General features: G+C 64.9%; 24 protein-coding genes. 4 read left to right on the plus strand and 20 right to left on the minus strand.

Going from position 1 to position 25,075, the window contains the following annotated elements:
- Positions 1-99: 99 nt before the first annotated feature.
- The 16 genes from ACYCAX_RS22660 to ccoN (ACYCAX_RS22735) form a co-directional block, all read right to left on the minus strand.
- The gene (locus ACYCAX_RS22660) at positions 100-648 is read right to left on the minus strand and encodes an adenine phosphoribosyltransferase (RefSeq protein ID WP_015477765.1); all 549 of its coding nucleotides are present in this window, start codon (positions 646-648) and stop codon (positions 100-102) included.
- Between the two features lie 103 nt (positions 649-751).
- Positions 752-1,486 (minus strand): transcriptional regulator Anr, encoded by a 735-nt coding sequence (gene anr / locus ACYCAX_RS22665; RefSeq protein ID WP_015477764.1) that lies wholly within the window; start codon positions 1,484-1,486, stop codon positions 752-754.
- A 250-nt stretch (positions 1,487-1,736) separates the two neighbouring features.
- The gene (hemN, locus tag ACYCAX_RS22670) at positions 1,737-3,119 is read right to left on the minus strand and encodes an oxygen-independent coproporphyrinogen III oxidase (RefSeq protein WP_015477763.1); all 1,383 of its coding nucleotides are present in this window, start codon (positions 3,117-3,119) and stop codon (positions 1,737-1,739) included.
- A gap of 71 nt (positions 3,120-3,190) precedes the next feature.
- The gene (locus tag ACYCAX_RS22675; protein WP_015477762.1) at positions 3,191-3,916 is read right to left on the minus strand and encodes a sulfite exporter TauE/SafE family protein; all 726 of its coding nucleotides are present in this window, start codon (positions 3,914-3,916) and stop codon (positions 3,191-3,193) included.
- Positions 3,909-4,130 carry a cbb3-type cytochrome oxidase assembly protein CcoS gene (gene ccoS / locus ACYCAX_RS22680; protein ID WP_460248888.1) on the minus strand — a complete coding sequence of 74 codons (222 nt, stop codon included), beginning with the start codon at positions 4,128-4,130 and terminating at the stop codon, positions 3,909-3,911. The genes ACYCAX_RS22675 and ccoS overlap by 8 nt, the downstream gene beginning before the upstream one ends.
- A gap of 1 nt (position 4,131) precedes the next feature.
- On the minus strand, positions 4,132-6,609 hold the full coding sequence (locus ACYCAX_RS22685; protein ID WP_460248889.1) for a heavy metal translocating P-type ATPase: 2,478 nt from the start codon (positions 6,607-6,609) through the stop codon (positions 4,132-4,134).
- On the minus strand, positions 6,606-7,151 hold the full coding sequence (locus ACYCAX_RS22690; protein ID WP_015477759.1) for a FixH family protein: 546 nt from the start codon (positions 7,149-7,151) through the stop codon (positions 6,606-6,608). The genes ACYCAX_RS22685 and ACYCAX_RS22690 overlap by 4 nt, the downstream gene beginning before the upstream one ends.
- 132 nt (positions 7,152-7,283) lie before the next feature.
- Positions 7,284-8,699 (minus strand): cytochrome c oxidase accessory protein CcoG, encoded by a 1,416-nt coding sequence (ccoG, locus tag ACYCAX_RS22695; protein WP_015477758.1) that lies wholly within the window; start codon positions 8,697-8,699, stop codon positions 7,284-7,286.
- A gap of 212 nt (positions 8,700-8,911) precedes the next feature.
- Positions 8,912-9,877, minus strand: coding sequence for a cytochrome-c oxidase, cbb3-type subunit III (ccoP, locus tag ACYCAX_RS22700; RefSeq protein ID WP_015477757.1), 966 nt, complete (start codon positions 9,875-9,877; stop codon positions 8,912-8,914).
- Positions 9,874-10,065: a CcoQ/FixQ family Cbb3-type cytochrome c oxidase assembly chaperone gene (locus ACYCAX_RS22705; protein ID WP_015477756.1), complete on the minus strand. Its 192-nt coding sequence runs from the start codon at positions 10,063-10,065 to the stop codon at positions 9,874-9,876. The genes ccoP (ACYCAX_RS22700) and ACYCAX_RS22705 overlap by 4 nt, the downstream gene beginning before the upstream one ends.
- A 5-nt stretch (positions 10,066-10,070) precedes the next feature.
- Positions 10,071-10,679 carry a cytochrome-c oxidase, cbb3-type subunit II gene (ccoO, locus tag ACYCAX_RS22710; RefSeq protein ID WP_015477755.1) on the minus strand — a complete coding sequence of 203 codons (609 nt, stop codon included), beginning with the start codon at positions 10,677-10,679 and terminating at the stop codon, positions 10,071-10,073.
- A complete protein-coding gene (ccoN, locus tag ACYCAX_RS22715) occupies positions 10,679-12,121 on the minus strand; it encodes a cytochrome-c oxidase, cbb3-type subunit I (protein WP_015477754.1) in 1,443 nt (480 codons plus the stop codon). Before ccoN (ACYCAX_RS22715) ends, ccoO (ACYCAX_RS22710) begins: the two co-directional genes overlap by 1 nt.
- Positions 12,122-12,455: 334 nt before the next feature.
- A complete protein-coding gene (ccoP, locus tag ACYCAX_RS22720; protein ID WP_015477753.1) occupies positions 12,456-13,379 on the minus strand; it encodes a cytochrome-c oxidase, cbb3-type subunit III in 924 nt (307 codons plus the stop codon).
- Entirely contained in the window at positions 13,376-13,567 is a 192-nt protein-coding gene (locus ACYCAX_RS22725) for a CcoQ/FixQ family Cbb3-type cytochrome c oxidase assembly chaperone (RefSeq protein ID WP_015477752.1), read from the minus strand. The genes ccoP (ACYCAX_RS22720) and ACYCAX_RS22725 overlap by 4 nt, the downstream gene beginning before the upstream one ends.
- Before the next feature lie 4 nt (positions 13,568-13,571).
- Entirely contained in the window at positions 13,572-14,180 is a 609-nt protein-coding gene (gene ccoO / locus ACYCAX_RS22730; protein ID WP_015477751.1) for a cytochrome-c oxidase, cbb3-type subunit II, read from the minus strand.
- A 10-nt stretch (positions 14,181-14,190) separates the two neighbouring features.
- A complete protein-coding gene (gene ccoN / locus ACYCAX_RS22735; RefSeq protein ID WP_015477750.1) occupies positions 14,191-15,615 on the minus strand; it encodes a cytochrome-c oxidase, cbb3-type subunit I in 1,425 nt (474 codons plus the stop codon).
- A 122-nt stretch (positions 15,616-15,737) separates the two neighbouring features.
- Between ccoN (ACYCAX_RS22735) and ACYCAX_RS22740 the strand changes: the two genes are divergently transcribed.
- On the plus strand, positions 15,738-16,445 hold the full coding sequence (locus ACYCAX_RS22740) for an alpha/beta family hydrolase (protein ID WP_367276026.1): 708 nt from the start codon (positions 15,738-15,740) through the stop codon (positions 16,443-16,445).
- 227 nt (positions 16,446-16,672) lie between these two features.
- On the opposite strand, the gene ACYCAX_RS22745 is transcribed toward ACYCAX_RS22740, so the two are convergent.
- Together ACYCAX_RS22745 and acnA are read right to left on the minus strand one after the other, a co-directional pair.
- On the minus strand, positions 16,673-16,816 hold the full coding sequence (locus ACYCAX_RS22745; protein ID WP_294979387.1) for a hypothetical protein: 144 nt from the start codon (positions 16,814-16,816) through the stop codon (positions 16,673-16,675).
- A gap of 162 nt (positions 16,817-16,978) precedes the next feature.
- Positions 16,979-19,711 carry an aconitate hydratase AcnA gene (gene acnA, locus ACYCAX_RS22750; RefSeq protein ID WP_294979390.1) on the minus strand — a complete coding sequence of 911 codons (2,733 nt, stop codon included), beginning with the start codon at positions 19,709-19,711 and terminating at the stop codon, positions 16,979-16,981.
- A gap of 316 nt (positions 19,712-20,027) precedes the next feature.
- On the opposite strand from acnA, the gene rlmM reads away from it, so the two are divergent.
- Both rlmM and ACYCAX_RS22760 read left to right on the plus strand, forming a co-directional pair.
- Entirely contained in the window at positions 20,028-21,095 is a 1,068-nt protein-coding gene (rlmM, locus tag ACYCAX_RS22755; RefSeq protein WP_460248891.1) for a 23S rRNA (cytidine(2498)-2'-O)-methyltransferase RlmM, read from the plus strand.
- 101 nt (positions 21,096-21,196) lie between these two features.
- A complete protein-coding gene (locus ACYCAX_RS22760; protein ID WP_015477746.1) occupies positions 21,197-22,075 on the plus strand; it encodes a MaoC family dehydratase in 879 nt (292 codons plus the stop codon).
- 113 nt (positions 22,076-22,188) lie between these two features.
- Here ACYCAX_RS22760 and ACYCAX_RS22765 read toward each other — a convergent pair whose 3' ends face one another.
- The gene (locus ACYCAX_RS22765; protein WP_460248892.1) at positions 22,189-23,745 is read right to left on the minus strand and encodes an alpha/beta hydrolase; all 1,557 of its coding nucleotides are present in this window, start codon (positions 23,743-23,745) and stop codon (positions 22,189-22,191) included.
- 158 nt (positions 23,746-23,903) lie between these two features.
- Between ACYCAX_RS22765 and tusA the strand changes: the two genes are divergently transcribed.
- Positions 23,904-24,143, plus strand: coding sequence for a sulfurtransferase TusA (tusA, locus tag ACYCAX_RS22770; RefSeq protein WP_015477744.1), 240 nt, complete (start codon positions 23,904-23,906; stop codon positions 24,141-24,143).
- Between the two features lie 109 nt (positions 24,144-24,252).
- Here the strand turns inward: tusA and ACYCAX_RS22775 are convergent, their stop codons facing one another.
- On the minus strand, positions 24,253-25,068 hold the full coding sequence (locus ACYCAX_RS22775; RefSeq protein ID WP_015477743.1) for an ABC transporter permease: 816 nt from the start codon (positions 25,066-25,068) through the stop codon (positions 24,253-24,255).
- Positions 25,069-25,075 lie beyond the last annotated feature (7 nt).

Here is a 25,075-nt window from a genome sequence, read left to right on the forward strand (position 1 = left end):
CCCTTAATGCTGGAGTTCGGAAGGTGACTTGGCTGGACGCTTACGGTAGAAACGACAACGGGCGCCGAAGCGCCCGTTGTCTGAAGGCAGCAGCGTCGATCAGCGTTCGTCGAGGGTGAAGGCGGTCAGGCTGTAGGTGGGAATCTGCGCGTCGGCCAGTTTGGCCGAGCCGCCCAGTTCCGGCAGGTCGATGATCGCGGCGGCTTCGAACACGCTAGCACCCATGCGGCGCACCAGCTGCGCGGCGGCCAGCAGGGTGCCGCCGGTGGCGATCAGGTCATCGAAGATCAACACGCTGTCGCCTTCGCACAGGCTGTCGGCGTGGACTTCCAGCAGGGCTTCGCCGTACTCGGTCTCGTAGGCCTGGGCCAACACGTCGGCCGGCAGCTTGCCGCGCTTGCGGAACAGTACCAGCGGCTTGTTCAGTTCGTAGGCGATGATCGAGCCGATCAGGAAGCCGCGCGCGTCCATTGCGCCAATGTGGGTGAACTCGGCCTCGACATAGCGCTGGATGAAACTGTCGGCAACGAAGCGCAGGGCCCGCGGCGACTGGAACAGCGGAGTGATGTCACGGAAGATCACGCCCGGCTTGGGGAAGTCGGGTACGGCGCGGATCATGGATTTCAGGTCGAGTTGATTGAGGATCATGCTGGTTTTGCACCTGACGGACGCGGAGTTTTCAAGGGCGGAAGTATAACGGGCCCGCCAGTTGGCGAGCCCGTTTTCGATGACCGGAAAGTCGACCGATTGGTTAACTTTCCAGTTGCCCACCGGCCAGTGCGCACAGCTCGATGGAGTCGAGGATGTGCACCTCCTTGCCTTCGGCGGCAATCAGGCCGTTCTGCTGGAAGCGGGTGAAGACGCGGGAGACGGTTTCCACTGCCAGGCCCAGGTAGTTGCCGATCTCGTTGCGCGACATGGCCAGGCGGAACTGCTGGGCCGAGAAGCCGCGGGCGCGGAAGCGTGCGGAGAGGTTCACCAGGAAGGTGGCGATGCGCTCGTCGGCGGTCTTCTTCGACAGCAGCATCATCATCTGCTGGTCGTCGCGGATTTCGCGGCTCATCACCCGCAACAGCTGGCGGCGCAGTTGCGGCAGTTGCTCGGAGAGCTCGTCCAGGCGTTCGAAGGGAATCTCGCACACCGACGTGGTTTCCAGGGCCTGGGCCGATACCGGGTAGCTCTCGGTGTCCATGCCGGACAGGCCGACCAGTTCACTGGGCAGGTGGAAACCGGTGATCTGCTCTTCGCCGCCGTCGGTGATGCTGAAGGTCTTGAGTGCGCCGGAACGGACCGCGAAGACCGAGCCGAAGGCGTCGCCCTGGCGGAACAGAAATTCGCCTTTCTTCAGCGGCCGACCGCGTTTGACGATTTCATCCAGGGCATCCATGTCGTTGGTGTTCAGCGACAGGGGCAGGCAAAGGGGCGCCAGACTGCAATCCTTGCAGTGTGCTTGGGGGAGGGCGCGCACTTTGATGGTTTCGGCCATTGGGAGTTCCTTGAATGGGAAGGCACACAAAAACCAAGGGTACCCCAGTCGAAGGATCTGACGCCAGTTGCCGGCCCCTCTGAATCGGCCATTTGAGCGATGGAGGCGGGGGCCCGTGAGGGCTTCGAAACAGTTCGAGACGGTCCGAAGAGGGCCGGTTCAGGGCGGTTCCCCGAGGTGGAGGCGAGGGACACATCCTGTTGCAATGGTGCGACAGTCAGTCTCGGCCGTCTGTCGCGTCATGGGTGGATCAGATGACCCGCGAGAAGCGTTGCAGGTTCTGCATCGGCAGGTAGCGATCGAACGCCATGCAGATGCTGCGCACCAGCAGCCGGCCCGAGGCGCTGACGTCGATGCCACGTTGGCTGAGGCTGATCAGCCCATCGGCGGCAAAGCGCTCGAGTTCCGGCCAGATGTCGTTGAAGTAACCACGGAAGTCGATGTTGTAGAGCTCCTCGATCTCGTCGAAGTCCAGTTGGAAATGGCAGATCAGCTGCTGGATCACCGCGCGGCGGATGCTGTCGTCCTTGTTGCAGTGCAGGCCGCGACGGGGCGCGAGCTGGCTCTGGTCCAGCGAGCTCTGGTAGTCGGCGATGTCGCTGCTGTTCTGGCTGTAGAGGTCGCCGATATGGCTGATCGCCGAAACGCCCAGGCCCACCAGGTCGCAGTGGCCGTGGGTGGTGTAGCCCTGGAAGTTGCGTTGCAGGGTGCCGTCTTCCTGGGCCATTGACAGTTCGTCGTCCGGCAGGGCGAAGTGGTCCATGCCGATATAGCGGTAGCCGGCGCTCTCCAACTGCTCGGTAGTGTGCTGGAGCATTTCCAGTTTCTGGCCGGGGGAGGGCAGGTCGTCGACGTTGATCCGGCGCTGCGGCATGAAGCGTTCCGGCAGGTGTGCGTAGTTGAACACCGACAGCCGGTTGGGCTGCAGGGCGATGACCTGTTCGACGGTGCGGGCGAAGCTGTCGGGAGTCTGCTTGGGAAGGCCGTAGATCAGGTCGATGTTGATCGAGCGGTATTGCAGGGTGCGCGCGGCATCGATGATGGCGCGGGTCTCGTCGAGGCTCTGCAAGCGGTTGACGGCCTGTTGCACCTCCAGGTTGAAGTCCTGTACGCCAATGCTGACACGGTTGAAGCCCAGCTCGCGGAGCAGGCCCATCGTCGACCAGTCGGCCTCGCGCGGGTCGATCTCGATGCCGTAGTCGCCGGAGTCGTCGTCGAGAAGGTGGAAATGCGTGCGCAGTTGGCTCATCAGCTCGCGTAGCTGTCCAGGGCTCAGGAACGTCGGGGTGCCGCCGCCGAAGTGCAGTTGCTCGACCTGCTGCTGGCTGCCCAGGTGGCGGCTGACGATCTCGATCTCGCGAATCAGGCGGGCGAGGTAGGGGGCGCTGCGGCCGCGGTCCTTGGTGATGACCTTGGTGCAGGCGCAGTAGTAGCAGATGTTGGCGCAGAACGGGATGTGCACGTAGAGCGAGAGCGGGCGCTGCGCCTTCTGGCTATCGCGCAGCGCGTGCAGCACGTCGAAGGGTCCGACGCCTTCGTGGAACTGCACGGCCGTGGGATAGGAGGTGTAGCGCGGGCCGGACAGATCGTAGCGGCGTATCAGATCTGCATCCCAGCGAATATTGTCGAGCATGCCGAGGTCCCCGGTGGCGAGCTTTTCCCGCGCAGTCTAGGGAGTGTCCGATGGGGGGCTGTTGACCTGTATCAAGCGGCTTTATGGTGGGTGTCGGCCGCGCCGGCGTGCATCTCGTGCCCCATGATCCAGGCCTGGTGTGGTCCAGGCAGGGTCCACAGGCCGAAGAGGATCACCAGGATGCCGCCAGTCATGCGCACGCTGCGCTTGCGCAACAGTGCCGTGACGCGTTCCGCCGCAAGACCCGTGGCCAGCAGCACCGGCCAGGTGCCCAGGCCGAAGGCAAGCATCAGTAGTGCGCTGTCGATCGCCGAACCCTGGCTGGTGGCCCACAGCAGGGTGCTGTAGACCAGGCCGCAGGGCAGCCAGCCCCAGAGGGCGCCGAGCAGCAGCGCCCGCGGGACGGTGGCGACCGGCAGCAGGCGGCTGGCAAAGGGCTGGATGTGTTTCCACAGGCCGCGGCCGAGGGCTTCGATACGGGTCAGGCCGCTCCACCAGCCGGCCAGGTACAGACCCATGACGATCAGCAGTAGTCCTGCAGCGACGCGCAGCGCGGAGGCGAACGGCGTGCGGGCGATGGCCCAGCCGGCGAGGCCCAGCAGAAGGCCGGCGCAGGCATAGCTGAGAATGCGCCCCAGGTTGTAGGCCAGCAGCAGGCGCAGGCGTCGACCGCGCTGTTCCGGCGGAATCGCCAGGGTCAGAGCGCCCATCAGGCCGCCGCACATGCCCAGGCAGTGGCCGCCGCCGAGCAGGCCGAGGATCAGCGCCGATGCCAGCAGCGGCGCCAGCTCAGGCATCGCGCTTGTCCTGCGGCTGCTCGTCCGGGGTGGCGGCGCCCTCGGCCTCGTCGATGCCGGCCTGGTGCTTGGGATCTTCGTCGTCGAACAGGATGCTGTGGGCCGGTCCGTCCATGTCGTCGTACTGGCCGCTGTTCACCGCCCAGAAGAAGATCACGATGCAGATGCCGACGATCAGCACGGCGATCGGGATCATGACGTAGAGTGCGGGCATTTCAACTCCGTGGCAGCGCCTGGGCCGCGAGCGGGGCGGCTGACAGGGCGGTGGTCGCTGAGGGGGTGTCGGCGCCCTTGGGCAGCCGGGTCAGGCGCAGGGCATTGAGCACCACGGTCAGCGAGCTGATCGACATGCCTACCGCCGCCCACACGGGCGTGATCCAGCCGAGGGCGGCGAAGGGCAACATGAGGCCATTGTACAACCCCGCCCAGACCAGGTTCTCGATGATTACCCGGCGGGTGCGGCGCGCGAGGCTGAATGCCTGCACCAGGCTGTCCAGTCGATTGGACAGCAGCACGGCGTCGGCGCTGGTCTTGGCCAGGTCGGTGGCGGAGCCCATCGCGACGCTGATGTCGGCGGCGGCCAGTACCGGTACGTCGTTCACGCCGTCACCCAGCATCAGCACGCGGTGGCCGTCCTGGTGCAGTTGGCGCAGTACGTCCAGTTTGTCGTCGGGGCGCAGGCCGCCCCGGCAGTCGTCGATGCCCAGTTCGGCGGCAACCCGGCCGACCATCGGCGAGCTGTCGCCGGACAGCAACAGGGTGCGCCAGCCACGGGCGCGGCAGGCGTCGAGGAGGGCGGAGGCGTCCTCGCGGATGCGGTCGTCCAGCACCAGCCAGGCCAGTGCGCCGCGCTCGTCGCCCAGCAGCAGCCATTGGCCGGGCTCCTGTGGGTGCGCCGGCGCCGCGGTCTGGCTCAGGGTGCAGACGAAGGAGGGTTCGCCGATACGCAGGCGGCGTTCGCCAACCTGGCCTTCCAGGCCGAGGCCGGGATGGCTTTCGACACCTTCGGCGGGCTGCGGCGCGCGGCCGAAGGCACGGGCGATGGGGTGTTCGGAACGGTTCTCCAGCGCGGCGGCCAGGGCCAGGCAGGTGTCGCTGTCCAGGTCCGCCAGCGGGCGTACGGCGCGCAGGGTCAGGCGGCCTTCGGTGAGGGTGCCGGTCTTGTCGAAGATCACCGTGTCGATGTGGTTCAGGCCTTCCAGTACATGGCCCCGGGTCAGCAGCAGGCCGAGCTTGTGCAGGGTGCCGGTGGCGGCGGTGAGTGCGGTCGGCGTGGCCAGGGACAGCGCGCACGGGCAGGTTGCCACCAGCATTGCCAATACCACCCAGAAGGCGCGGGAGGCGTCGTGCTGCCACCAGAACAGGCCGACCACGGCGGCCAGCACCAGCAGGGCGACGAGGAACCACTGCGCGGCTTTGTCGGCGAGTTCGGCCAGGCGCGGTTTGTCCGATTGGGCGCGCTCCAGCAGACGAACGATGGCCGAGAGCCGGCTGTCGCTGCCCAATGCGCTGACTTGTACGGTCAGCGGGCCTTCCACGTTCAGCGTGCCGCCGGTAACACCGTCGCCGACCTGACGCGGTTGCGGCAGGTATTCGCCGGTAAGCAGGGACTCGTCGACACTGGACTGGCCATCGAGGATCAGGCCGTCGGCGGGAATCACCGCGCCGGGCTGCACCAGCACGCGGTCGCCCAGCTTCAGTTCGCTGAGCAGCACGCGGCTGCTCTGGCCGCGCTCGTCCAGGCGCAGGCAGGAGGCGGGCAGCAGATTGACCAGCTGTGCGGTGGCTGCAGCCGTCCGCTCACGGGCGCGGCGTTCCAGATAGCGGCCGGTGAGCAGGAATAGCGCGAACATGCCGACGGCGTCGAAATACAGGTCGCCGCTGCCGGTGACGGCGGTCCAGATGCCGGCCAGGTAGGCGCCGCCGATGGCCAGGGAAACCGAGACGTCCATCGTCAGGTGGCGGGTGCGCAGGTCGCGCAGGGCGCCCCGGAAGAACGGCTGGCAGGAGTAGAAGACGATCGGGGTGGTGAGGAACATCGCGACCCAGCGCAGGATTTCGTGCAGCTCGGGGCTGAGATCGATGTTGAACTCCGGCCAGGTGGCCATCGTCGCCATCATCGCCTGGAACCACAGCAGGCCGGCGACGCCCAGTTGCCGCAGGGAGCGGCGGTTTTCTTCGTGCAATTGCTCGGCGGCACGGTCGGGCTGGTAGGGATGGGCGGCGTAGCCGATCTTGCGCAGTTCGGCGAGCAGTGCGCTCAGGGGCATCTGGCTGTCGGACCAGCGCACGTGCAGGCGGTGGTTGGACAGGTTGAGGCCGGCCTCGGCGATGGCGGGCAGGCCCTTGAGGTGCTTCTCGATCAGCCAGCCGCAGGCGGCGCAGCTGATACCTTCCAGGATCAGGGTGGTTTCCGCCAGTTCGCCTTCGTGGCGGACGAAGGGTTCCTGCACGTCGGGGCGGTCGAACAGCTTCAGCTCGTCGCTGAGCTGCTCGGGCAGTACGTCGGGATTGGGCGCCGCTTCGGTGCGGTGACGGTAGTAGCCTTCGAGGCCGCCGGCGACGATGGCTTCGGCCACGGCCTGACAGCCCGGGCAGCAAAATTCGCGGGTTTCACCAAGAACCTGCGCCGTGAAACGGCTGCCGGGAGGAACCGGCAGGGCGCAGTGGTAGCAGGGCAGCGGGGCGCTCATGGGCGCTCGGCTTCGTCTCCCTTGAGGGGTTCGTCGCCAAGGACGAACGAACCGCCGGGGGCGACTTTCTCTTCTTCGAACAGACGCCAGGCCTGACCGTTTTCCTGGCCGAGCAGCTCGATGAAGCGACGACCCTTGACGGCGGCGTCGAGGCTGCCGGTGTAGCGGCCGGGCTCGACCGGGCTGGGCAGCAGCTCGATGTGCTTGTCCTGGGCTTCCAGGGTAGGGGAGAGCAGGTTGAGGGTGAGTTTGTCCGGGTGGCTGCCGCCGGAGAGGCGCAGGTCGATTTCACCGGTCAGCTCGTCGAAGCTGATTTTCGCTTGCAGCTTGAGCTGCTGCGCCAGGTGTTCGCGGTCCAGGGAACGGTTGATGCCCTTGCCGGCCTCGTAGTAGTTGTCGCTGACCAGGGAGTCCTGGTTGTTCACCGCGATGTTGACCATCACCAGGCTGAGGAACACCGAGGTGGCCAGCATGCCGATGATGATCCACGGCCAAAGGTGCTTGTACCAGGGTTGCACGGGCGTTTTCATGGCCGTTTGCATTGTCTTTTTCTCTCGCTGGAATGGCCCGCGCTGACGCGGTCTACCCGTTGACGGGGCGGGCGGATTCTACGTACTTCGATCGGCACTGGCACCCCATGCGCAACATGGGGTGCCAATTCGTTCAGCCGGGGTTCAACGAACGCGCGGACCGATGAAGCGGCTGGAGGATTCCTTGCTGATGGACGGGTTGTCCACCGACTGGATGGTGAAGCTGATTTCGTTGGTGGTGGAGGGCAGCTTCTCCGGGTCGATGGAGAGTTCCACCGGCATGCTGATGATATCGCCGGCGGCCACCGAAATTTCCTTCTTGCCTTCCAGGATCAGGCCGTCCAGGCCCTTGGCGCCGAGTACGTAGGTGTGGTCCTGCTGATCCTTGTTCATGATCTTCAGGCTGTACACGTTCTCGATGCGGCCTTCGGCGTTCTCGCGGTAGAGCACGCGGTCCTTGCTGACGTCGAAGCCTACCAGCGGGCGGATGGCGATGGCGGTGATCAGCAGGCCGATCATGATGCACAGGGCGATGGCATAGCCAATCAGGCGCGGGCGCACCAGGTGGGTTTTCTGGCCGGACAGGTTGTGCTCGGTGGTGTAGCTGATCAGCCCGCGCGGATAGTTCATCTTGTCCATGATGCTGTCACAGGCGTCGATGCAGGCGGCGCAGCCGATGCACTCGATCTGCAGGCCGTCGCGGATGTCGATGCCGGTCGGGCAGACCTGCACGCACATGGTGCAGTCGATGCAGTCGCCCAGGCCCTGTGCCTTGTAGTCCACGGTCTTCTTGCGCGGACCGCGCGTCTCGCCGCGACGGGGATCGTAGGAGACGATCAGGGTGTCCTTGTCGAACATCACGCTCTGGAAGCGGGCGTAGGGGCACATATAGATGCACACCTGTTCGCGCAGCCAGCCGGCGTTGCCGTAGGTGGCGAGGGTGAAGAAGCCGACCCAGAAATAGGCCCAGCCATCGGCCTGGCCGGTGACCATGTCGGTCAGCAGTTCGCGGATGGGCGCGAAGTAGCCGACGAACGTCAGGCCGGTGACCAGGCCGATCAGCAGCCAGAGACTGTGCTTGGCGATCTTGCGCAGCAGCTTGTTGCCGCTCATGGGCGCCTTGTCGAGCTTCATGCGCTGGTTGCGGTCGCCTTCGGTGACTTTCTCGCACCACATGAAGATCCAGGTCCACACGCTTTGCGGGCAGGTGTAGCCGCACCAGACCCGACCGGCGAATACGGTGATGAAGAACAGGCCGAAGGCGCTGATGATCAGTAAGCCGGACAGCAGGATGAAGTCCTGCGGCCAGAAGGTCGCGCCGAAGATGTAGAACTTGCGCTCGGGCAGGTCCCAGAGCACTGCCTGGCGACCGTTCCAGGTCAGCCATACGGTGCCGAAGTAGAGGAGGAACAGGAAAGCGCCTCCGGCCATTCGGAGTTTTCGGAAGAATCCGGTGAAGGCTCGGGTATAGATTTTTTCCCGAGAGGCATAAAGATCGACGTTTTCACCCTTGCCCTTGGCGGGCGGGGTGACGTCTTGGACGGGAATCTGTTTGCTCATCAGTGTATTCCACGGCAGCGGGAGGGCGCCCTGTCGATACATGCCGAGCAGGGTCAGAGATATGCTTGCACGCCTAACAATGATACGGCGTGGAGGGCGCTCCAAAGGTGCGACAGTTGGTCGCGCAAGGAATTATGGACCCAGAAATAGAGCGGCGCCGGTGTAGGAACCGGCGCCGCTGGGGGTCGCTTTTGGAGTAGGAGGGCAGAGGCTTATTCGGCGCTCTTCTCACCTTCACCATGAGACAGGCTGTACACGTAGGCTGCCAGCAGGTGGACCTGGTCCTTGCCCAGACGTTCCAGCTGAGCCGGCATCTGGCCTTGGCGGCCGTAGCGGATGGTTTGCTGCAACTGAGCGAAGCTCGAGCCGTAGATGAAGGCGGCCGGGTGAGTCAGGTCCGGTGCGCCCATCGCGGCGGTACCTTTGCCTTCCGGGCCGTGGCACGCCACACAGTTGGTCTGGAAGATCTTCTGACCGCTGGCAACCTGCTCGTCAGTCACGCCTTCGGGCAGCTTGCGGCCGTCCAGCTTGGTGGTGATGAAGGCGGCCACGTCGTGAACGCCAGCGTCGCCGATGACTTCGCCCCAGGCCGGCATGGCCGCGTGGCGACCGCCTTCGATGGTGGCGATGATGTCTTTCGGCTCGCCGCCCCAGCGCCAATCGGTGTCGGTCAGGTTCGGGAAGCCGTGGGCGCCCTTGGCGTCGGAGCCGTGGCAGACCGAGCAGTTGGAGGCGAACAGGCGGTTACCCATTTTCAGGGCTTGCTCGTCCTTGGCCACGTCCTCGATCGGCATGGTGCCGAACTTGGCGTAGATCGGACCGTACTTCTCGTCCGCCTTGGCCATTTCCTTTTCCCATTGGTGCACACCGGTCCAGCCTTGTTCGCCGTTGGCGAACTCGGCCTTGTCCTGGTAGCCAGGCAGCAGGCCTTTCCAGTTGCCCAGGCCCGGGTAGAGCACCAGGTAGGCGAGGGCGAAGACGAAGGTGGCCACGAACAGCATGAACCACCACTTCGGCAGCGGGTTGTCGTATTCCTCGATACCGTCGAAGGCATGGCCGACGGTTTCGTCGGTGGCTTCGCTGCGCTGGCCGCGGCGGGTAGCGAACAGCAGCCACGCCAGGGCGAAGATGGTGCCCAGGGTAAGTACGGTGACGTACAGACTCCAGAAGGTTGTCATTCTTTGTTGCTCCTAGAAGCTTGCTCTTGCTCGACGTGCTTTTTGGCGACCGGGTCGTCCGCGAAGGGCAACAGGGCGTCTTCGTCGAAACGCTCCTTGCGCTTGCCGCTGTAGGCCCAGAGCAGTACGCCGATAAAGGCGACCATCACTACTACGGTGCCGACACCGCGAATCGTCCCGATATCCATCACCGTCACCGTTTGCTCTTGATGATGGTGCCGAGGCCTTGCAGGTAGGCGACGACAGCATCCATCTCGGTCTTGCCTTTGACGGCATCACGTGCACCGGCGATGTCTTCGTCGGTGTAGGGCACGCCCAGCGTACGCAGGGCTTCCATCTTCTTCGCCGTGTCCTTGCCATCGAGCTTGTTCTCGACCAGCCACGGGTAGGACGGCATCTTCGACTCAGGCACTACGTTGCGCGGGTTGTACAGGTGCGCGCGGTGCCAATCGTCGGAGTAGCGGCCGCCGACACGGGCCAGGTCCGGACCGGTACGCTTGGAACCCCACAGGAACGGGTGGTCCCAGACGCTCTCGCCGGCGACGGAGTAGTGGCCGTAGCGCTCGGTTTCGGCGCGGAACGGACGCACCATCTGCGAGTGGCAGCCTACGCAGCCTTCGCGGATGTAGATGTCACGGCCTTCGAGCTCGAGCGCGGTGCGTGGCTTCATGCCTTCGACCGGCTTGTTGGTGACGTCCTGGAAGAACAGCGGGACGATCTGGGTCAGACCACCGATGCTCACGGCGATGACCATGAAGAAGGCCAGCAGGCCGATGTTCTTCTCGACTGCTTCGTGCTTCATCAGTGGGCTCCTACAGCGGGAATCTGAGCGGCGGCATCGGCTTCAGCCTGCTTGTAACCGCGTACGGTACGGAAGGTGTTGTAGGCCATCAGCAGCATGCCGGTGGCGAAGAAGGCACCGCCCAGCGCACGGACCATGAAGCCCGGGTGGCTGGCCTGCAGGGCTTCCACGAAGGAGTAGGTGAGGGTGCCGTCGGCGTTGACTGCGCGCCACATCAGACCCTGGGTGATTCCGTTGACCCACATGGAGGCGATGTACAGCACGGTACCGATGGTGGCCAGCCAGAAGTGCGCGTTGATCAGGCCGACGCTGTGCATCTGTTCGCGACCGAAGACCTTCGGAATCAGGTGGTACAGGGAGCCGATGGAAATCATCGCAACCCAGCCCAGAGCGCCGGCGTGTACGTGGCCGATGGTCCAGTCGGTGTAGTGCGACAGGGAGTTGACGGTCTTGATCGCCATCATCGGGCCTTCGAAGGTGGACATGCCGTAGAAGGCCAGGGACACCACCAGGAAGCGCAGGATCGGGTCGGTGCGCAGCTTATGCCAGGCGCCGGAGAGGGTCATCATGCCGTTGATCATGCCACCCCAGCTCGGAGCCAGCAGGATCAGGGACATCACCATGCCCAGCGACTGGGCCCAGTCCGGCAGCGCGGTGTAGTGCAGGTGGTGCGGGCCGGCCCAGATGTACAGGGTAATCAGCGCCCAGAAGTGCACGATGGACAGGCGATAGGAGTAGATCGGACGCTCGGCCTGTTTCGGCACGAAGTAGTACATCATCCCCAGGAAGCCGGTGGTGAGGAAGAAGCCCACGGCGTTGTGGCCATACCACCACTGGATCATCGCGTCGGTGGCACCGGCGTAGATCGAGTAGGACTTGAAGGCTGTTACCGGGATTTCCGCGCTATTGACGATGTGCAGCATCGCGGTCACCAGGATGAAGCCGCCGTAGAACCAGTTGCCCACGTAGATGTGCTTGGTCTTGCGCTTGACGATGGTGCCGAAGAACACCACGGCATAGGTGACCCAGACGATGGCCAGCAGGATATCGACCGGCCATTCCAGTTCGGCGTACTCCTTGGAGGAGGTGTAGCCCAGCGGCAGGGTGATGGCGGCCAGCACGATCACGGCTTGCCAACCCCAGAAGGTGAAGGCGGCGAGGCTGTCAGAAATCAGGCGAGTCTGACAGGTGCGCTGTACGACGTAGTAGGAGGTGGCGAACAGAGCACAGCCGCCGAAGGCGAAGATCACCAGGTTGGTGTGCAGCGGACGCAGGCGCCCGAAACTGGTCCAGGGAAGGTCCAGGTTCAGTTGGGGCCAAACCAACTGTGAGGCGATGTAAACACCGAGCCCCATTCCAAGTATCCCCCAGACCACCGTCATGATGGCGAACTGGCGGATGACCTTATAGTTATAAGCAGTCGGACTGATTGCTGTGCTCATTCTAAGGTTCCACGGTTTTTGAGTATTTATGGACAAAAAAACGGCGGCAAGTATGGAGAAAGCAGATAGGCAATGCAACGCGCCGGGCCTGGGCCCAAGGCCGGTTCGATGCCTGCTTCAGAGCGCTTTCGGCCGTTGTTCGCCGCTCGTTTCGAGTCGCTCGTAGCAACCTGGGGCGTGGGTCAGGTTAGTCATATTGCAGGTTTGCGAATGGAAACCAGCTTAGACGCGAACGCTGAGGGTGTGAAGAAAGGGGATGGGGAGGGTGCGACACTTCGTCGCTAGAGGCGGGAAAACTCGCGCCCGATGACGGGCGCGAGTGGGGGAGGGGAAATTACTTCGCCTGACCGGAGATGTTGTAGATGTAGGCGGCGAGGATGTGCACCTTGTCCTTGCCCAGGTACTGTTCCTGCGCCGGCATCTGGCCCTGGCGGCCGTGACGGATGGTTTGCTGCAGTTGCGCGTAGCTGGAGCCGTAGATGAAGGCGCCCGGATGAGTCAGGTCGGGGGCGCCCATCAGCGGGTTGCCCTTGCCTTCCGGACCGTGGCAGGCGACGCAGGTGGTGGCGAACAGATTGCTGCCGTTGTCGACGTTGTCCGCGGTCACGCCCTCGGGCAGCTTGCGGCCGTCCAGTTTGGCGGTGACGAAGGCGGCTACGTCCTGCACGCCCTTGTCGCCCAGCACGTCACCCCAGGCCGGCATGGCGGCGTGACGTCCACCGAGGATGGTGGCTTCGATGCTCTTGGCATCGCCGCCCCAGCGCCAGTCACTGTCGGTGAGGTTCGGGAAGCCGACAGCGCCCTTGGCGTCGGAACCGTGGCAGATGGAGCAGTAGGTGGCGAAGAGGCGCTCGCCCATTTTCATGGCTTGCGGATCTTTCGCGACTTCTTCCACGGGCATGGCGGCGTATTTGGCGAAGATCGGGCCATATTTCTCTTTGGCCAGTGCTTCTTCGCGCTCCCATTGCTTGTCCTGGGTCCAGCCGCCGTCGTAGCCCGGCAGGATGCCTTTCCAGGTGCCCAGGCCCGGGTAGAGGACCAGGTAGCCGGCGGCGAACACGATGGTGCCGACGAACAGCAGGAACCACCACTTGGGCAGCGGGTTGTCGTACTCCTCGATGCCGTCGAAGGCGTGGCCCATGGTCTGGTCGGTGGTGTTCGAGGACTGTCCGCTGCGGGTGGCGAATACCAGCCACAGCAGGGCGATCAGCGAGCCGACTGTTAGAACGGTGATGTACAGACTCCAGAAGGTAGTCATGCGTTGTTGCTCCTAGAAGCTTGCTCTTTCTCAGCGTGCCGCTTGGCCACCGGGTCATCCGCGAAGGGCAGCAGGGCGTCTTCGTCGAAGCGCTCCTTGCGTTTGCCGCCGTAAGCCCAGAGCAGTACGCCGACGAAGGCCGCCATCACGATGACGGTGCCGAGGCCGCGAATGGTCCCGATATCCATGCTGTCACCGCTTGTTCTTGATGGAGGTGCCGAGGACCTGCAGGTACGCGACCACCGCGTCCATTTCGGTCTTGCCTTTGACAGCGTCGCTGGCGCCAGCGATGTCGTCGTCCGTGTAGGGCACGCCCATGACACGCATCACTTCCAGTTTCTTCGCCGTGTCCTTGCCGTCGAGTTTGTTCTCGACCAGCCAGGGGTAGGCGGGCATCTTCGATTCCGGCACCACGTTGCGCGGGTTGTAGAGGTGCGCGCGGTGCCAGTCGTCCGAGTAGCGGCCGCCGACGCGGGCCAGGTCCGGGCCGGTACGCTTGGAGCCCCACAGGAACGGGTGGTCCCAGACGCTTTCGCCGGCGACGGAGTAGTGGCCGTAGCGCTCGGTCTCGGCGCGGAACGGACGGATCATCTGCGAGTGGCAGCCTACGCAGCCCTCGCGGATGTACACGTCACGGCCTTCCAGTTGCAGCGCGGTGTAGGGCTTCATGCCTTCCACCGGGGTGTTGGTGACGTCCTGGAAGAACAGCGGAACGATCTGGGTCAGGCCGCCGATGCTGACGGCGACGGCCATGCACAGGGCCAGCAGGCCGACGTTTTTCTCGAGTACTTCGTGTTTCATGTCGGTCTCCTCAGGCCATCTGCGCCGCGGCTTGCATTTCAGCCGGCTTGGCGGCAGCGACGGTGCGCCAGACGTTGTAGGCCATGACCAGCATGCCCAGCAGGAAGATGGCACCACCGATCATCCGCACGATGAAGCCGGGGTGGCCGGCGGCCAGGGCTTCGACGAAGGAGTAGGTGAGGGTGCCGTCGGAGTTCACTGCACGCCACATCAGGCCCTGGGTGATGCCGTTGACCCACATGGAGGCGATGTACAGCACGGTGCCGATGGTGGCCAGCCAGAAGTGGGTGTTGATCAGGCCCACGCTGTGCATCTGCTCGCGACCGAAGACCTTCGGGATCATGTGGTACAGGGAGCCGATGGAGACCATTGCCACCCAGCCCAGAGCGCCGGCGTGTACGTGGCCGATGGTCCAGTCGGTGTAGTGGGAGAGGGCGTTGACGGTCTTGATCGCCATCATCGGGCCTTCGAAGGTGGACATGCCGTAGAAGGCCAGGGATACCACCAGGAAGCGCAGGATCGGGTCGGTGCGCAGCTTATGCCAGGCGCCGGAGAGGGTCATCATGCCGTTGATCATGCCGCCCCAGCTCGGAGCCAGCAGGATCAGGGACATCACCATGCCCAGAGACTGGGCCCAATCCGGCAGCGCGGTGTAGTGCAGGTGGTGCGGACCGGCCCAGATGTAGACGGCGATCAGCGCCCAGAAGTGCACGATCGACAGGCGGTAGGAGTAGACCGGACGCTCGGCCTGCTTGGGTACGAAGTAGTACATCATCCCCAGGAAGCCGGCGGTCAGGAAGAAGCCCACGGCGTTGTGGCCGTACCACCACTGGATCATCGCGTCGGTGGCGCCCGAGTACAGCGAGTAGGACTTGGTCAGGCTGACCGGGATCTCCATGTTGTTGACCACGTGCAGGATCGCCACGGTCAGGATGAAGCCACCGAAGAACCAGTTGCCCACGTAGATGTGCTTGGTCTTGCGCTTCATCAGCGTGCCGAAGAAGACGATGGCGTAGGAGACCCAGACGATGGTAATCAGGATGTCGATCGGCCATTCCAGCTCGGCGTACTCCTTGGAGGAGGTCATGCCCAGCGGCAGCGTGATGGCGGCGCACAGGATCACCAACTGCCAACCCCAGAAGGTGAAGGAAGCGAGCGTGTCGGAGAAAAGACGGGTCTGGCAGGTCCGCTGCACCGAGTAGTAGCTGGTGGCGAACAGTGCGGAGCCGCCGAAGGCGAAGATCACCGCATTGGTATGCAGCGGACGCAGGCGCCCGAAGCTCGTCCACGGTAAACCGAGGTTAAGGTCCGGCCACACCAATTGAGCAGCGATCAGGACACCGACGGCCATGCCGACGATCCCCCACACCACTGTCATAATGGCGAACTGGCGGACCACCTTGTAGTTATAAGCGGTCTGATTGGTTGTGCTCATTTATGGGCTTCCATCCACGGTTATGGGCTATGCCCATCCCGGCAAGGTTTTTTACGGCTTACGGCGTATGCCGCCCCTCCCCCTTGGGATAGGTACTAATTTCGAAATTAGCGGAGTGAAGGATGGATAAAGGCACCTCTTGGAATATTGATTCGGATCAATTTCCACTTGAGACCCCTGTCGCGAGCGCCTGCGGTCCTTTGTCGCTGCTATGGAACCGGACACGCTGCGAACGGTCAGCGACGCTGGTTCTGGCGCACGGAGCGGGTGCGCCGATGGACAGTCCGTTCATGGACGACATTGCCGCACGCTTGGCCGAAAGAGGTATCTCGGTAGTGCGCTTCGAGTTCCCCTATATGGCTATGCGCCGTGAGGACGGAAAGCGCCGCCCGCCGAACCCGCAGAAGCAATTGCTGGAGTGTTGGCGGCAGGTCTACGCGCAGCTTCGCGCCGAGATTCCGGGCAAGCTGGCCATCGGCGGCAAGTCCATGGGCGGGCGCATGGCCAGCCTGCTGGCGGACGAACTGGATGCCGATGCGTTGGTCTGCCTGGGCTACCCGTTCTACGCCGTCGGCAAGCCGGAGAAGCCGCGCGTGGCGCACCTGGCCGAGCTGGAGACGCCGACCCTGATCATCCAGGGCGAACGCGACGCGCTGGGCGATCGCCCGACGGTGTCCGGCTACGCCCTGTCACCGGCTATCCGGTTGCATTGGCTGGCGGCTGCCGACCACGATCTGAAGCCGCTGAAAGCCTCCGGCCTGACCCATGAGCAACATCTGAAGGCAACGGCGGAGCGCGTTGCCGAATTTCTGCGGAATTTGCCCGCCTGAATGAAAAGCCCGTCTCAAGGACGTAATGCTGTTCACTTAAGCATTTAGTGGACAATCGCGAGCTCCGATAAACCGATACCAGGTGCTCTGGTATCGGTTTTTTGTTCCTTTTTCAGAGCCACAGAGGGAACAACCCATTCAAAATCTCCGCTTGAAGCGACCTGCGGAGCAAAGAAACGCCGCGATCCTGGCGAAGGAGTCGCGGCGTTTGTCTTAAGTGAACAGCATTACGTCTCAAGGACGGGCTTTTTCTTGTGTCTCTCATCTCGGCGGTTGAACCGCACCACCCGCGAGTACTGGCGGTGCGCGGTCTGGGTCAGCTCTTCGCTGAGCAGGGCCGTACGCTGGGTGATCGACTGGTTGTTGCGCATGTCCGGACGTCCACGGTGGAAGCGAATCGGTGGGTTGGGTTATCGGCTGCTGGGGTGCCAGGTCGATGGTTGTGACGGAAAGAAGTCGGGACAGTGGCGCCAGGATAGTGCCTGGCTTTGCAGCCGTGGTGCGGCGGCCCGTTGCGGGCCGCCGCCGGTGACTCAGATCAGGCTGCGCAGCACGTAGTGGAGGATGCCGCCGGCCTTGAAGTACTCGACTTCGTTCTGGGTATCGATGCGGCAGAGCACCTCGAAGCTGTCCTGGCTGCCGTCCTCGCGCGTCACCCCGATCCTGAGGCTCATGTGCGGCTTCAGTTCACCGGACAGTCCGCTGATGCTCAGCATTTCCTTGCCGGTCAGCTTCAGGGTCTTGCGATCCTGGCCGTCCTTGAACTGCAACGGCAGAACGCCCATGCCCACCAGGTTGGAGCGGTGGATGCGCTCGAAGCTCTCGGCGACCACCGCCTTCACGCCCAGCAGGTTGGTGCCCTTGGCCGCCCAGTCGCGGGAGGAGCCGGTGCCGTATTCCTTGCCGGCGATGATCACCAGCGGCGTGCCGTCCTGCTGGTAGCGCATGGCCGCGTCATAGATCGCCAGCTTGTCGCCGCTGGGTACATGGAGGGTGTTGCCGCCTTCCTCGCCGCCGAGCATCTCGTTCTTGATGCGGATGTTGGCGAAGGTGCCGCGCATCATCACCTCATGGTTCCCACGGCGTGAGCCGTAGGAGTTGAAATCGGCGTAGGCCACGCCGTGCTCACTGAGGTAGCGGCCGGCGGGGCTGTCCTTCTTGATGTTGCCGGCGGGGGAGATGTGGTCGGTGGTCACCGAGTCGCCCAGCACCGCGAGGATACGGGCGTTCTGGATATCCTCGACTTTCGGTGGCGCTTCGGCGATGTGCTCGAAGAAGGGTGGATGCTGGATGTAGGTGGAGTCGTCCTGCCAGGTGTAGGTCTTGGCGTCCGGTACCTGGATCGCGCGCCATTTCTCGTCGCCCTGGAAGACTTCGGCGTATTCCTTGTGGAACATCGCGGTGTCCACTTTCTGGATCGCCTCGGCGATTTCCTGCTGGGTCGGCCAGATGTCCTTCAGATAGACCGGCTGGCCGTCCTTGCCGGAGCCCAGCGGGTCTTTCGTCAGGTCGGTGCGTACGGTGCCGGCCAGGGCATAGGCCACCACCAGCGGCGGCGAGGCCAGCCAGTTGGTTTTTACCAGCGGGTGCACGCGGCCCTCGAAGTTGCGGTTGCCGGAGAGGACCGAGGCGACGGTCAGGTCGGCCTGCTGGATGGCCTTCTCGATGGGCTCCAGCAGCGGGCCGGAGTTGCCGATGCAGGTGGTGCAGCCGTAGCCCACCAGGTCGAAGCCCAGTTCGTCCAGGTAGCGGGTCAGGCCGGCGGCGCGGAAGTAGTCGGTGACCACCTTGGAGCCGGGCGCCAGCGAGCTCTTCACCCAGGGTTTGCGCTGCAGGCCCTTCTCCAGCGCCTTCTTCGCCAGCAGGCCGGCGGCCATCATCACGCTGGGGTTGGAGGTGTTGGTGCAGGAGGTGATGGCGGCAATCGCCACGGCGCCGTTCTTCAGCCGGTAGGTGTGGCCGTCCTGCTGGTAGTCGATCTCGCCGGATGGCGTCGAGGCGCCTACGGCAGCGCCACCACCGCCTTCGCTGAGTAGCCGGCCTTCCTCGGTGGAGGAGGGTCTGATCTGCAGGCCGAGGAAGTCGTCGAAGGCCTGGCTGACGTGGCCGAGGGCCACGCGGTCCTGCGGGCGCTTGGGGCCGGCGAGACTGGCTTCGACGTCGCCCATGTCCAGTTGCAGGGTGTCGGTGAACACCGGCTCATGGCCTTGTTCGCGCCACAGGCCCTGGGTCTTGCAGTAGGTCTCCACCAGCTTGACGGCGTCTTCCGGGCGGCCGGACAGGCGCAGGTAGCCCAGGGTGATCTCGTCCACCGGGAAGAAGCCACAGGTGGCGCCGTATTCCGGGGCCATGTTGGCGATGGTGGCGCGGTCGGCCAACGGCAGGTCGGCGAGGCCGTCGCCGTAGAACTCGACGAATTTTCCGACGACGCCTTTCTTGCGCAGCATCTGGGTGACCGTCAGCACCAGGTCGGTGGCGGTGATGCCTTCCTTCAGCTTGCCGGTGAGCTTGAAGCCGATCACCTCGGGAATCAGCATCGACACCGGCTGGCCGAGCATGGCCGCTTCCGCCTCGATGCCGCCCACGCCCCAGCCGAGCACGCCGAGGCCATTGATCATGGTGGTGTGCGAATCGGTTCCGACCAGGGTGTCGGGGAAGGCGTAGGTGCGGCCGTCCTCGTCCCTGGTCCACACGGTGCGCCCCAGGTATTCCAGGTTGACCTGGTGGCAGATGCCGGTGCCCGGCGGTACCACGCGGAAGTTGTCGAAGGCGTTCTGCCCCCAGCGCAGGAAGGCGTAGCGCTCACCGTTGCGCTGCATCTCGATTTCGACGTTCTGGGCGAAGGCGGCCTGACTGGCGAACTTGTCGACCATCACCGAGTGGTCGATGACCAGGTCGACCGGGGACAGCGGGTTGATCTTCTGCGGATCGCCCCCGGCCTTGGCCATTGCATCGCGCATGGCGGCGAGGTCGACCACCGCCGGCACGCCGGTGAAGTCCTGCATCAGCACCCGCGCCGGACGGTACTGGATCTCGCGCTCGGAGCTGCGGGTCTTCAGCCAGCCGGCCAGCGCCTTCAGGTCGTCGCCGGTGACGGTGTTGTCGTCCTCCCAGCGCAGCAGGTTTTCCAGCAGGACTTTCAGGGACATCGGTAGCTTGCCCAGGTCTCCGAGACTCTTCGCCGCTTCGGGCAGGCTGTAGTAGTGATAGGTCTTGCCGGCGACCTCCAGGGTACGCAGGCTGTTCAGGCTATCCACTGCGGGCATGACTTTCTCCTCAGGCTTGGATCGGCAGCGTATGGCCGATACTGGGCGAAGGGCGGGCAAAATGCCCTGATCCATCGCATAAAAATCACGATTGGCGTCGATCTTCGCCATGCGGGGTGATCACCGGCGCCGGTCGGCGGCGGTGCACCGGAACACTCAAGCTAGACCGCCGTGCAGGGTCTTGTCATCTGTTCTGGACCGGCCGCCCGGTTCAGGGGTTCCTGCCAAATGCAGGTCATGGTCGGAGAATACCCGCGAATCTGAATGAAACCTTCACGAACAGGCTCTTATAGTGCGCGACCGAGGAGACACCCCGATGAATACCCTGTTACTGCATTGTCGTCCGGGCTTCGAGAGCGAGGTCTGCGCCGAGCTGTCCGAGCACGCCGCGCGCCTGGGAATCCCCGGTTACGCGCGGGCCAGGCCGTCCGCCGCCTATGCCGAGTTCGTCTGCCAGGACGCCGATGGCGCCGAGCGCCTGATGTACCAACTGCGCTTCTCCGAGCTGATCTTCCCGCGCCAGTGGGCGCGTGGCGTCGGTTTCACAGTGTTGCCGGAGCAGGACCGCATCGGCGCGATCCTCGAGGCGCTCGCCGGCGTTCCCCAGTGCGGCAGCCTCTGGCTGGAGGTGTTCGACACCAACGATGGCAAGGCGCTCTCGACCTTCTGCCGCAAGTTCGAGAAGCCCCTGCGCGCCGCCCTGGTGAAGGCCGGCAGGCTGCTGGACGACCCCAGCCTGCCACGCCTGCTGCTGACCTTCCGCTCCGGCCGCGAGGCGTTCGTCGGCCTGGCCGAGTCGCGTAACTGCGCCATGTGGCCGATGGGCATCCCGCGCCTGAAATTCCCCCGCGAGGCGCCCAGCCGTTCGACGCTGAAGCTGGAAGAAGCCTGGCACCACTTCATTCCGCGCGCCGACTGGGACCGCCGCCTGGCGCCGGACATGCTCGCGGTGGACCTGGGCGCCTCTCCCGGCGGCTGGACCTGGCAGCTGGTGAACCGCGAAATGCGTGTCGTCGCCGTGGACAATGGGCCGATGGCGGAGAACCTGATGTACTCCGGGCTGGTCGAGCACCAGCGTGTCGATGGCTACGCCTATCGTCCGCGCCAGCACATGGACTGGATGGTTTGCGACATCGTCGAGAAGCCCGCGCGCACCGGGGCCATGATGGAAACCTGGATCGGCGAAGGGCTGTGCCGCGAGGCCATCGTCAACCTCAAGCTACCGATGAAGCAGCGCTACGCCGAGGTGCGGCGTATCCTCGACCGCCTGCGGGAAGCCTTCCGCGAGCGTGGCCTGAAGGTGCAGGTCGGCTGCAAGCAGCTCTACCACGACCGCGAGGAAGTGACCTGCCACTTGCGCCGGCTGGGGAAGGGCGAGCGCTGACGTGCCGGAGTCGCCCGGCCGCGCCACCCGACCTTCGGTGACTTGTCGCGGCGCGCCGCCTTGGCCCATGCTGTGCGGCGCGAATCCTTGCGGAGACCTTCGTGAAGCGAAAGTTGCCCTCCCTGCTGGGCAGTTACAGCCGCATGCTGCTGCCGCGCCGTGGCCTGGGCCAGGGCGAACGCGTCCCCTACCTGGCGATGGACAGCCGCACCCTGCATTTCGATCTGCGCCACTTGCGCGCCTACCGCGAGCACTTCGGCCTCGATCCGGCGCTGGGCGTGCCGCTGCTCTATCCGCAGGTGATTAGCCTGCCGTTGCACCTGCGCCTGCTCAGCCGCTCGCGCATGCCGCTGTCGGTGCTCGGGCTCATCCACTTGCGCAGCCATATCCAGCGCTACCGCCTGCTCGACGAGCACGAGCCGCTGCAGTTCGACTGCCGCATCCTCACCAGCCGGCGCAGCGCGCTGGGCCTGGAGGTGGACGTACTCACCGAGGCCTGGCACCACGACATGCTCTACTGGCAGTCGATCACCACCTACCTGCGCCGTGGCGACTTCCTCGACCCCGGCGCCGCGCCCGACCCACTGCCGGAGCGGGCCCAGTGGCATACCCTGGAGGCGCCGATCCACGCGGGCGTGCAGTGGCGCGTACCGAAGATCGTTGGCTGGCGCTACGCCGGACTGAGCGGCGACTTCAACCCGTTGCACCTGTCGCGGCTGATGGCCTCGCACTATGGCTTCGGCAAACCCTTCGCCCACGGCATGTGGGGGCTGGCACGCAGCCTGACCGGCCGTCGGTTGGCGGAGAACGTGCGGCTGGACGCGCACTTCAAGGCGCCGCTGCCGCTGGGCAGCCAGGTGAAGCAGAGCTATCGCCGGTTGGGCCAGAAGGAGCAGTGGGCGTTGCTGCCAGTCGAGGGGGATGGGGAGCCGATGCTGTTGGCGCAGCTGGACGAGGCGCCGGACGGGCCTTTGCGTTAGTTGTCATGCGGGAGCGTCGGCGCGCCTCTGTTCGCGAGCAAGCTCGCTCCTACAACGAGCGCACCGAGCTCGTCCTGTAGGCGAGCTTGCTCGCGAACCGCACGGCAGAGCGGTTACGGGTGCACGGCAACGCGGGGCTGCAGCGGGACGAGGCTGGGCAGTTGTACTTCACCCTGCAATTCCACGGGGGATAGCCGCCAGGAGCTGTTGAACAGGTACTGGTCGCTGAACCCGCTCACCAGCAACCCAATCTCATCCCCCGGCGCGAGGCTGGCGCTGACGGCGTTCAGCCGCGTGCTGCCCTGGTTCGCCAGCGGTTTCACCTGTTCGTCCAGGCGCCGGGTACGGCCATCCGCGCTGCGGATCGCCAGAGCCGCGAACACCTGCGCGTCGGGGCGCCCGGCCAGCGGCTGGCTGAGGTGCACTTCGGCGCTGCCGAGCAGGGCGCTGTGCTCGCTGACACGTTGCAGGGGAATGAAGCGGGAGGGTTGCAGCAGGCCGCTCACTGCCGGGCGGATGGCCGTGGCTGGCAGCGTCACGGTAGGGCCGGGCGGCGGCAGGTCGTCCAGCGCCAGGCCCTGGTCCAGGTCCAGGCTGATGCACAGGTCCGGCACGCCGTCGGCGGCGCCGGGACGCTGGCGCAGCTTTTCCTCGTACCAGGCGACGATGCCGGTGTAGAGGTTGATCGCCCGCGAGCCGCAGTGGATCACCGGCTCGTTGTTGAACGGCGGCAGCCCGCTCCAGGCCTGCAGGGGCGGTGGCAGGATGTGCCCGCCCTGCATGCCCAGCAGGCGCACGTCCGCCGGGCCCTGTTTCAGGCACTGGCGGATCTGCAGGCCCTGGTCCAGCGGGAACAGCGTATCGCGCAGGCCCTGGATCAGCAGGGCATCGGCGTGGGGCCGGCGGCCCGCCGCGCAATAGCTGGCAAGGCTGTTGGCGTGCAGTTCGGCTTGCACCGGCGCGGCCATGCGCCCGCCGGTGGTGTGCAGGTAATCGGCCTGGACGAACTTGCCCAGGTCGTAGCCGGTGGCCAGCCCCAGGCTCACCAGCACGCCGCCCCAGCCGATCTTCAACTGGCCGTCCGGTGCCAGGGCATCGGCCAGGTCGTACCAGGTGGCGATGGGGACGATGGCGTCGATCCGTGGATCGTCCGCCGAGGCCAGCAACTGCACGGCGCCGCCGTAGCTTTCGCCGAGCATGCCGACGCGCGGATCGTTCGGGCCGTCCATGACCATCCGCGGCAGGTGAGTGGCCGCCCAGTCGATCACCGCGCTGGCGTCCTGCACCTCGAACTGCGGGTTCATCATCTCGATGCGCCCGTCGCTGCCGCCCCAGCCGCGCTGGTCGTAGCTGACCACCCAGAAGCCGGCCTTCCAGGCGCGCAGCGCGGCGCGGCCGGACATCATGGTCTTGCCGTAGTAACCGTCCGGCCCGGTGACCCGCCAGCCGCCCCAGCCGTGGGTATGGACGACCAGCGGGGCGGTTTCGCCGGTTTTCAGCGCGGGCTGGAATACGGTGGCGGAGAGCTTCGTGCCGTCGCGGGCGACGATCACCGCCTCGAACCAGGTGGCGGGCAGGTCCTGGCCGGCGCTGGCGTTGAAGTCGGGAACCTGGTCGCGGGCGGCGCAGCCGGCGAGCAGCGCAAGGCACAGGCAGAGAAGGGCGCGCATCGAGACTCCTGTCGGGAAGGGTGGGGGCGGATGCGCCAGCATGCCCGGCACCCGCGGCGCCTTCCCCCAACCAAGGTTCGGTGACCCGGACGGACGCGGGGTGACCGCACGGTGCGCTTTGCGCGAGAATACGTCATTGGTTTTTCTGGAGTTAAGCGATGTCCCAGCCTGTCGACGCGATTCTCGACGCCACCGGCCTGAACTGCCCCGAGCCGGTCATGATGCTGCACAACAAGGTGCGCGACCTGCCGGCCGGCGGCCTGCTCAAGGTGATCGCCACCGACCCGTCCACCCGCCGTGACATCCCCAAGTTCTGCGTCTTCCTCGGCCACGAGCTGGTGGAGCAGCAGGAAGAAGCGGGGACCTACCTGTACTGGATTCGCAAGAAGGCGGAGTGATCCGTCTGAAGAGAGGCTTTCGTAGGAGCGAGCTTGCTCGCGAATTGCTCAGCGTAAGAGCTGCCGGGAAGCTGGTTCGCGAGCAAGCTTGCTCCTACAGATCAAGTCCTCAGTTCCCCACCGGCCGCGCCGCCAATTTCTGGGCAACCATCCGCCCGACCAGCGCAACGAAGGTCAGGGCGATCAGCACCACCGAAATGGCCGCCACGGCCGGGTCGATGTTGTCGCGCAGGCCGGACCAGATCTGCCGCGGCAGGGTGTTGACCTCGGTGCTGGTGACGAACAGGGTCACTGCGATCTCTTCCCAGGACAGCGCAAAGCACAGCAGCGCCGTGCTCGCCACGCCCAGCTTGAGGTTCGGCAGCACCACCATGAAGGTGGTCTGGCCCAGGCTCGCGCCGAGGTTGCGCGCGGCCAGCTCGATGCGCCGGTCCAGTTGGCTCAGCGCCACCAGCATGGTCACCACGCCGTAGGGCACGACCATCACGATGTGCGCGATGGTCAGGCCGAACAGGGTGTCATAGCCCAGGCCGGGGGCGAACTGGCTGACCTTGGTTTCCATGAAGTACAGGACCATCGCCGAGATCATCGGCGGGATCGCCATGGGCAGCAGCACCAGGCCGATCAGCAGGGTCGCCAGGCGCGAGCGCAGGTACCAGATGCCGAGGCTGAAGCTCACCGCCAGCGCGGTGGCGATGATGCAGGTGGCGGTGGCGACCATCAGGCTCTGGCCGATTGCCGAGAGCCATTCCGGGCTGTCCAGCAGCGCCTGGTAGTGGCGCAGCGACCAGTTGCCGTTGGGCATCGACAGGAAGCGCTTGCTGGTGAAGGACACCGGGATCACCGCCAGCAGCGGGAAGACCATGAAGATCATCGCCATCGTTGCCAGCAGGCGGCTGGGGGCCTTGGTTTCGTGTGCGTTCATTTCTACG

The sequence above is a fragment of the Pseudomonas sp. MT3 genome, from assembly GCF_054720805.1.

Bases quoted from the DNA above. Each gene is read 5' to 3' on its own strand.
- ACYCAX_RS22660 (WP_015477765.1), bottom strand. From the start codon at position 648: ATGATCCTCAATCAACTCGACCTGAAATCCATGATCCGCGCCGTACCC.
- anr (WP_015477764.1), bottom strand. From the start codon at position 1,486: ATGGCCGAAACCATCAAAGTGCGCGCCCTCCCCCAAGCACACTGCAAG.
- hemN (WP_015477763.1), bottom strand. From the start codon at position 3,119: ATGCTCGACAATATTCGCTGGGATGCAGATCTGATACGCCGCTACGAT.
- ACYCAX_RS22675 (WP_015477762.1), bottom strand. From the start codon at position 3,916: ATGCCTGAGCTGGCGCCGCTGCTGGCATCGGCGCTGATCCTCGGCCTG.
- ccoS (WP_460248888.1), bottom strand. From the start codon at position 4,130: ATGCCCGCACTCTACGTCATGATCCCGATCGCCGTGCTGATCGTCGGC.
- ACYCAX_RS22685 (WP_460248889.1), bottom strand. From the start codon at position 6,609: ATGAGCGCCCCGCTGCCCTGCTACCACTGCGCCCTGCCGGTTCCTCCC.
- ACYCAX_RS22690 (WP_015477759.1), bottom strand. From the start codon at position 7,151: ATGCAAACGGCCATGAAAACGCCCGTGCAACCCTGGTACAAGCACCTT.
- ccoG (WP_015477758.1), bottom strand. From the start codon at position 8,699: ATGAGCAAACAGATTCCCGTCCAAGACGTCACCCCGCCCGCCAAGGGC.
- ccoP (WP_015477757.1), bottom strand. From the start codon at position 9,877: ATGACAACCTTCTGGAGTCTGTACGTCACCGTACTTACCCTGGGCACC.
- ACYCAX_RS22705 (WP_015477756.1), bottom strand. From the start codon at position 10,065: ATGGATATCGGGACGATTCGCGGTGTCGGCACCGTAGTAGTGATGGTC.
- ccoO (WP_015477755.1), bottom strand. From the start codon at position 10,679: ATGAAGCACGAAGCAGTCGAGAAGAACATCGGCCTGCTGGCCTTCTTC.
- ccoN (WP_015477754.1), bottom strand. From the start codon at position 12,121: ATGAGCACAGCAATCAGTCCGACTGCTTATAACTATAAGGTCATCCGC.
- ccoP (WP_015477753.1), bottom strand. From the start codon at position 13,379: ATGACTACCTTCTGGAGTCTGTACATCACCGTTCTAACAGTCGGCTCG.
- ACYCAX_RS22725 (WP_015477752.1), bottom strand. From the start codon at position 13,567: ATGGATATCGGGACCATTCGCGGCCTCGGCACCGTCATCGTGATGGCG.
- ccoO (WP_015477751.1), bottom strand. From the start codon at position 14,180: ATGAAACACGAAGTACTCGAGAAAAACGTCGGCCTGCTGGCCCTGTGC.
- ccoN (WP_015477750.1), bottom strand. From the start codon at position 15,615: ATGAGCACAACCAATCAGACCGCTTATAACTACAAGGTGGTCCGCCAG.
- ACYCAX_RS22740 (WP_367276026.1), top strand. From the start codon at position 15,738: ATGGATAAAGGCACCTCTTGGAATATTGATTCGGATCAATTTCCACTT.
- ACYCAX_RS22745 (WP_294979387.1), bottom strand. From the start codon at position 16,816: ATGCGCAACAACCAGTCGATCACCCAGCGTACGGCCCTGCTCAGCGAA.
- acnA (WP_294979390.1), bottom strand. From the start codon at position 19,711: ATGCCCGCAGTGGATAGCCTGAACAGCCTGCGTACCCTGGAGGTCGCC.
- rlmM (WP_460248891.1), top strand. From the start codon at position 20,028: ATGAATACCCTGTTACTGCATTGTCGTCCGGGCTTCGAGAGCGAGGTC.
- ACYCAX_RS22765 (WP_460248892.1), bottom strand. From the start codon at position 23,745: ATGCGCGCCCTTCTCTGCCTGTGCCTTGCGCTGCTCGCCGGCTGCGCC.
- tusA (WP_015477744.1), top strand. From the start codon at position 23,904: ATGTCCCAGCCTGTCGACGCGATTCTCGACGCCACCGGCCTGAACTGC.
- ACYCAX_RS22775 (WP_015477743.1), bottom strand. From the start codon at position 25,068: ATGAACGCACACGAAACCAAGGCCCCCAGCCGCCTGCTGGCAACGATG.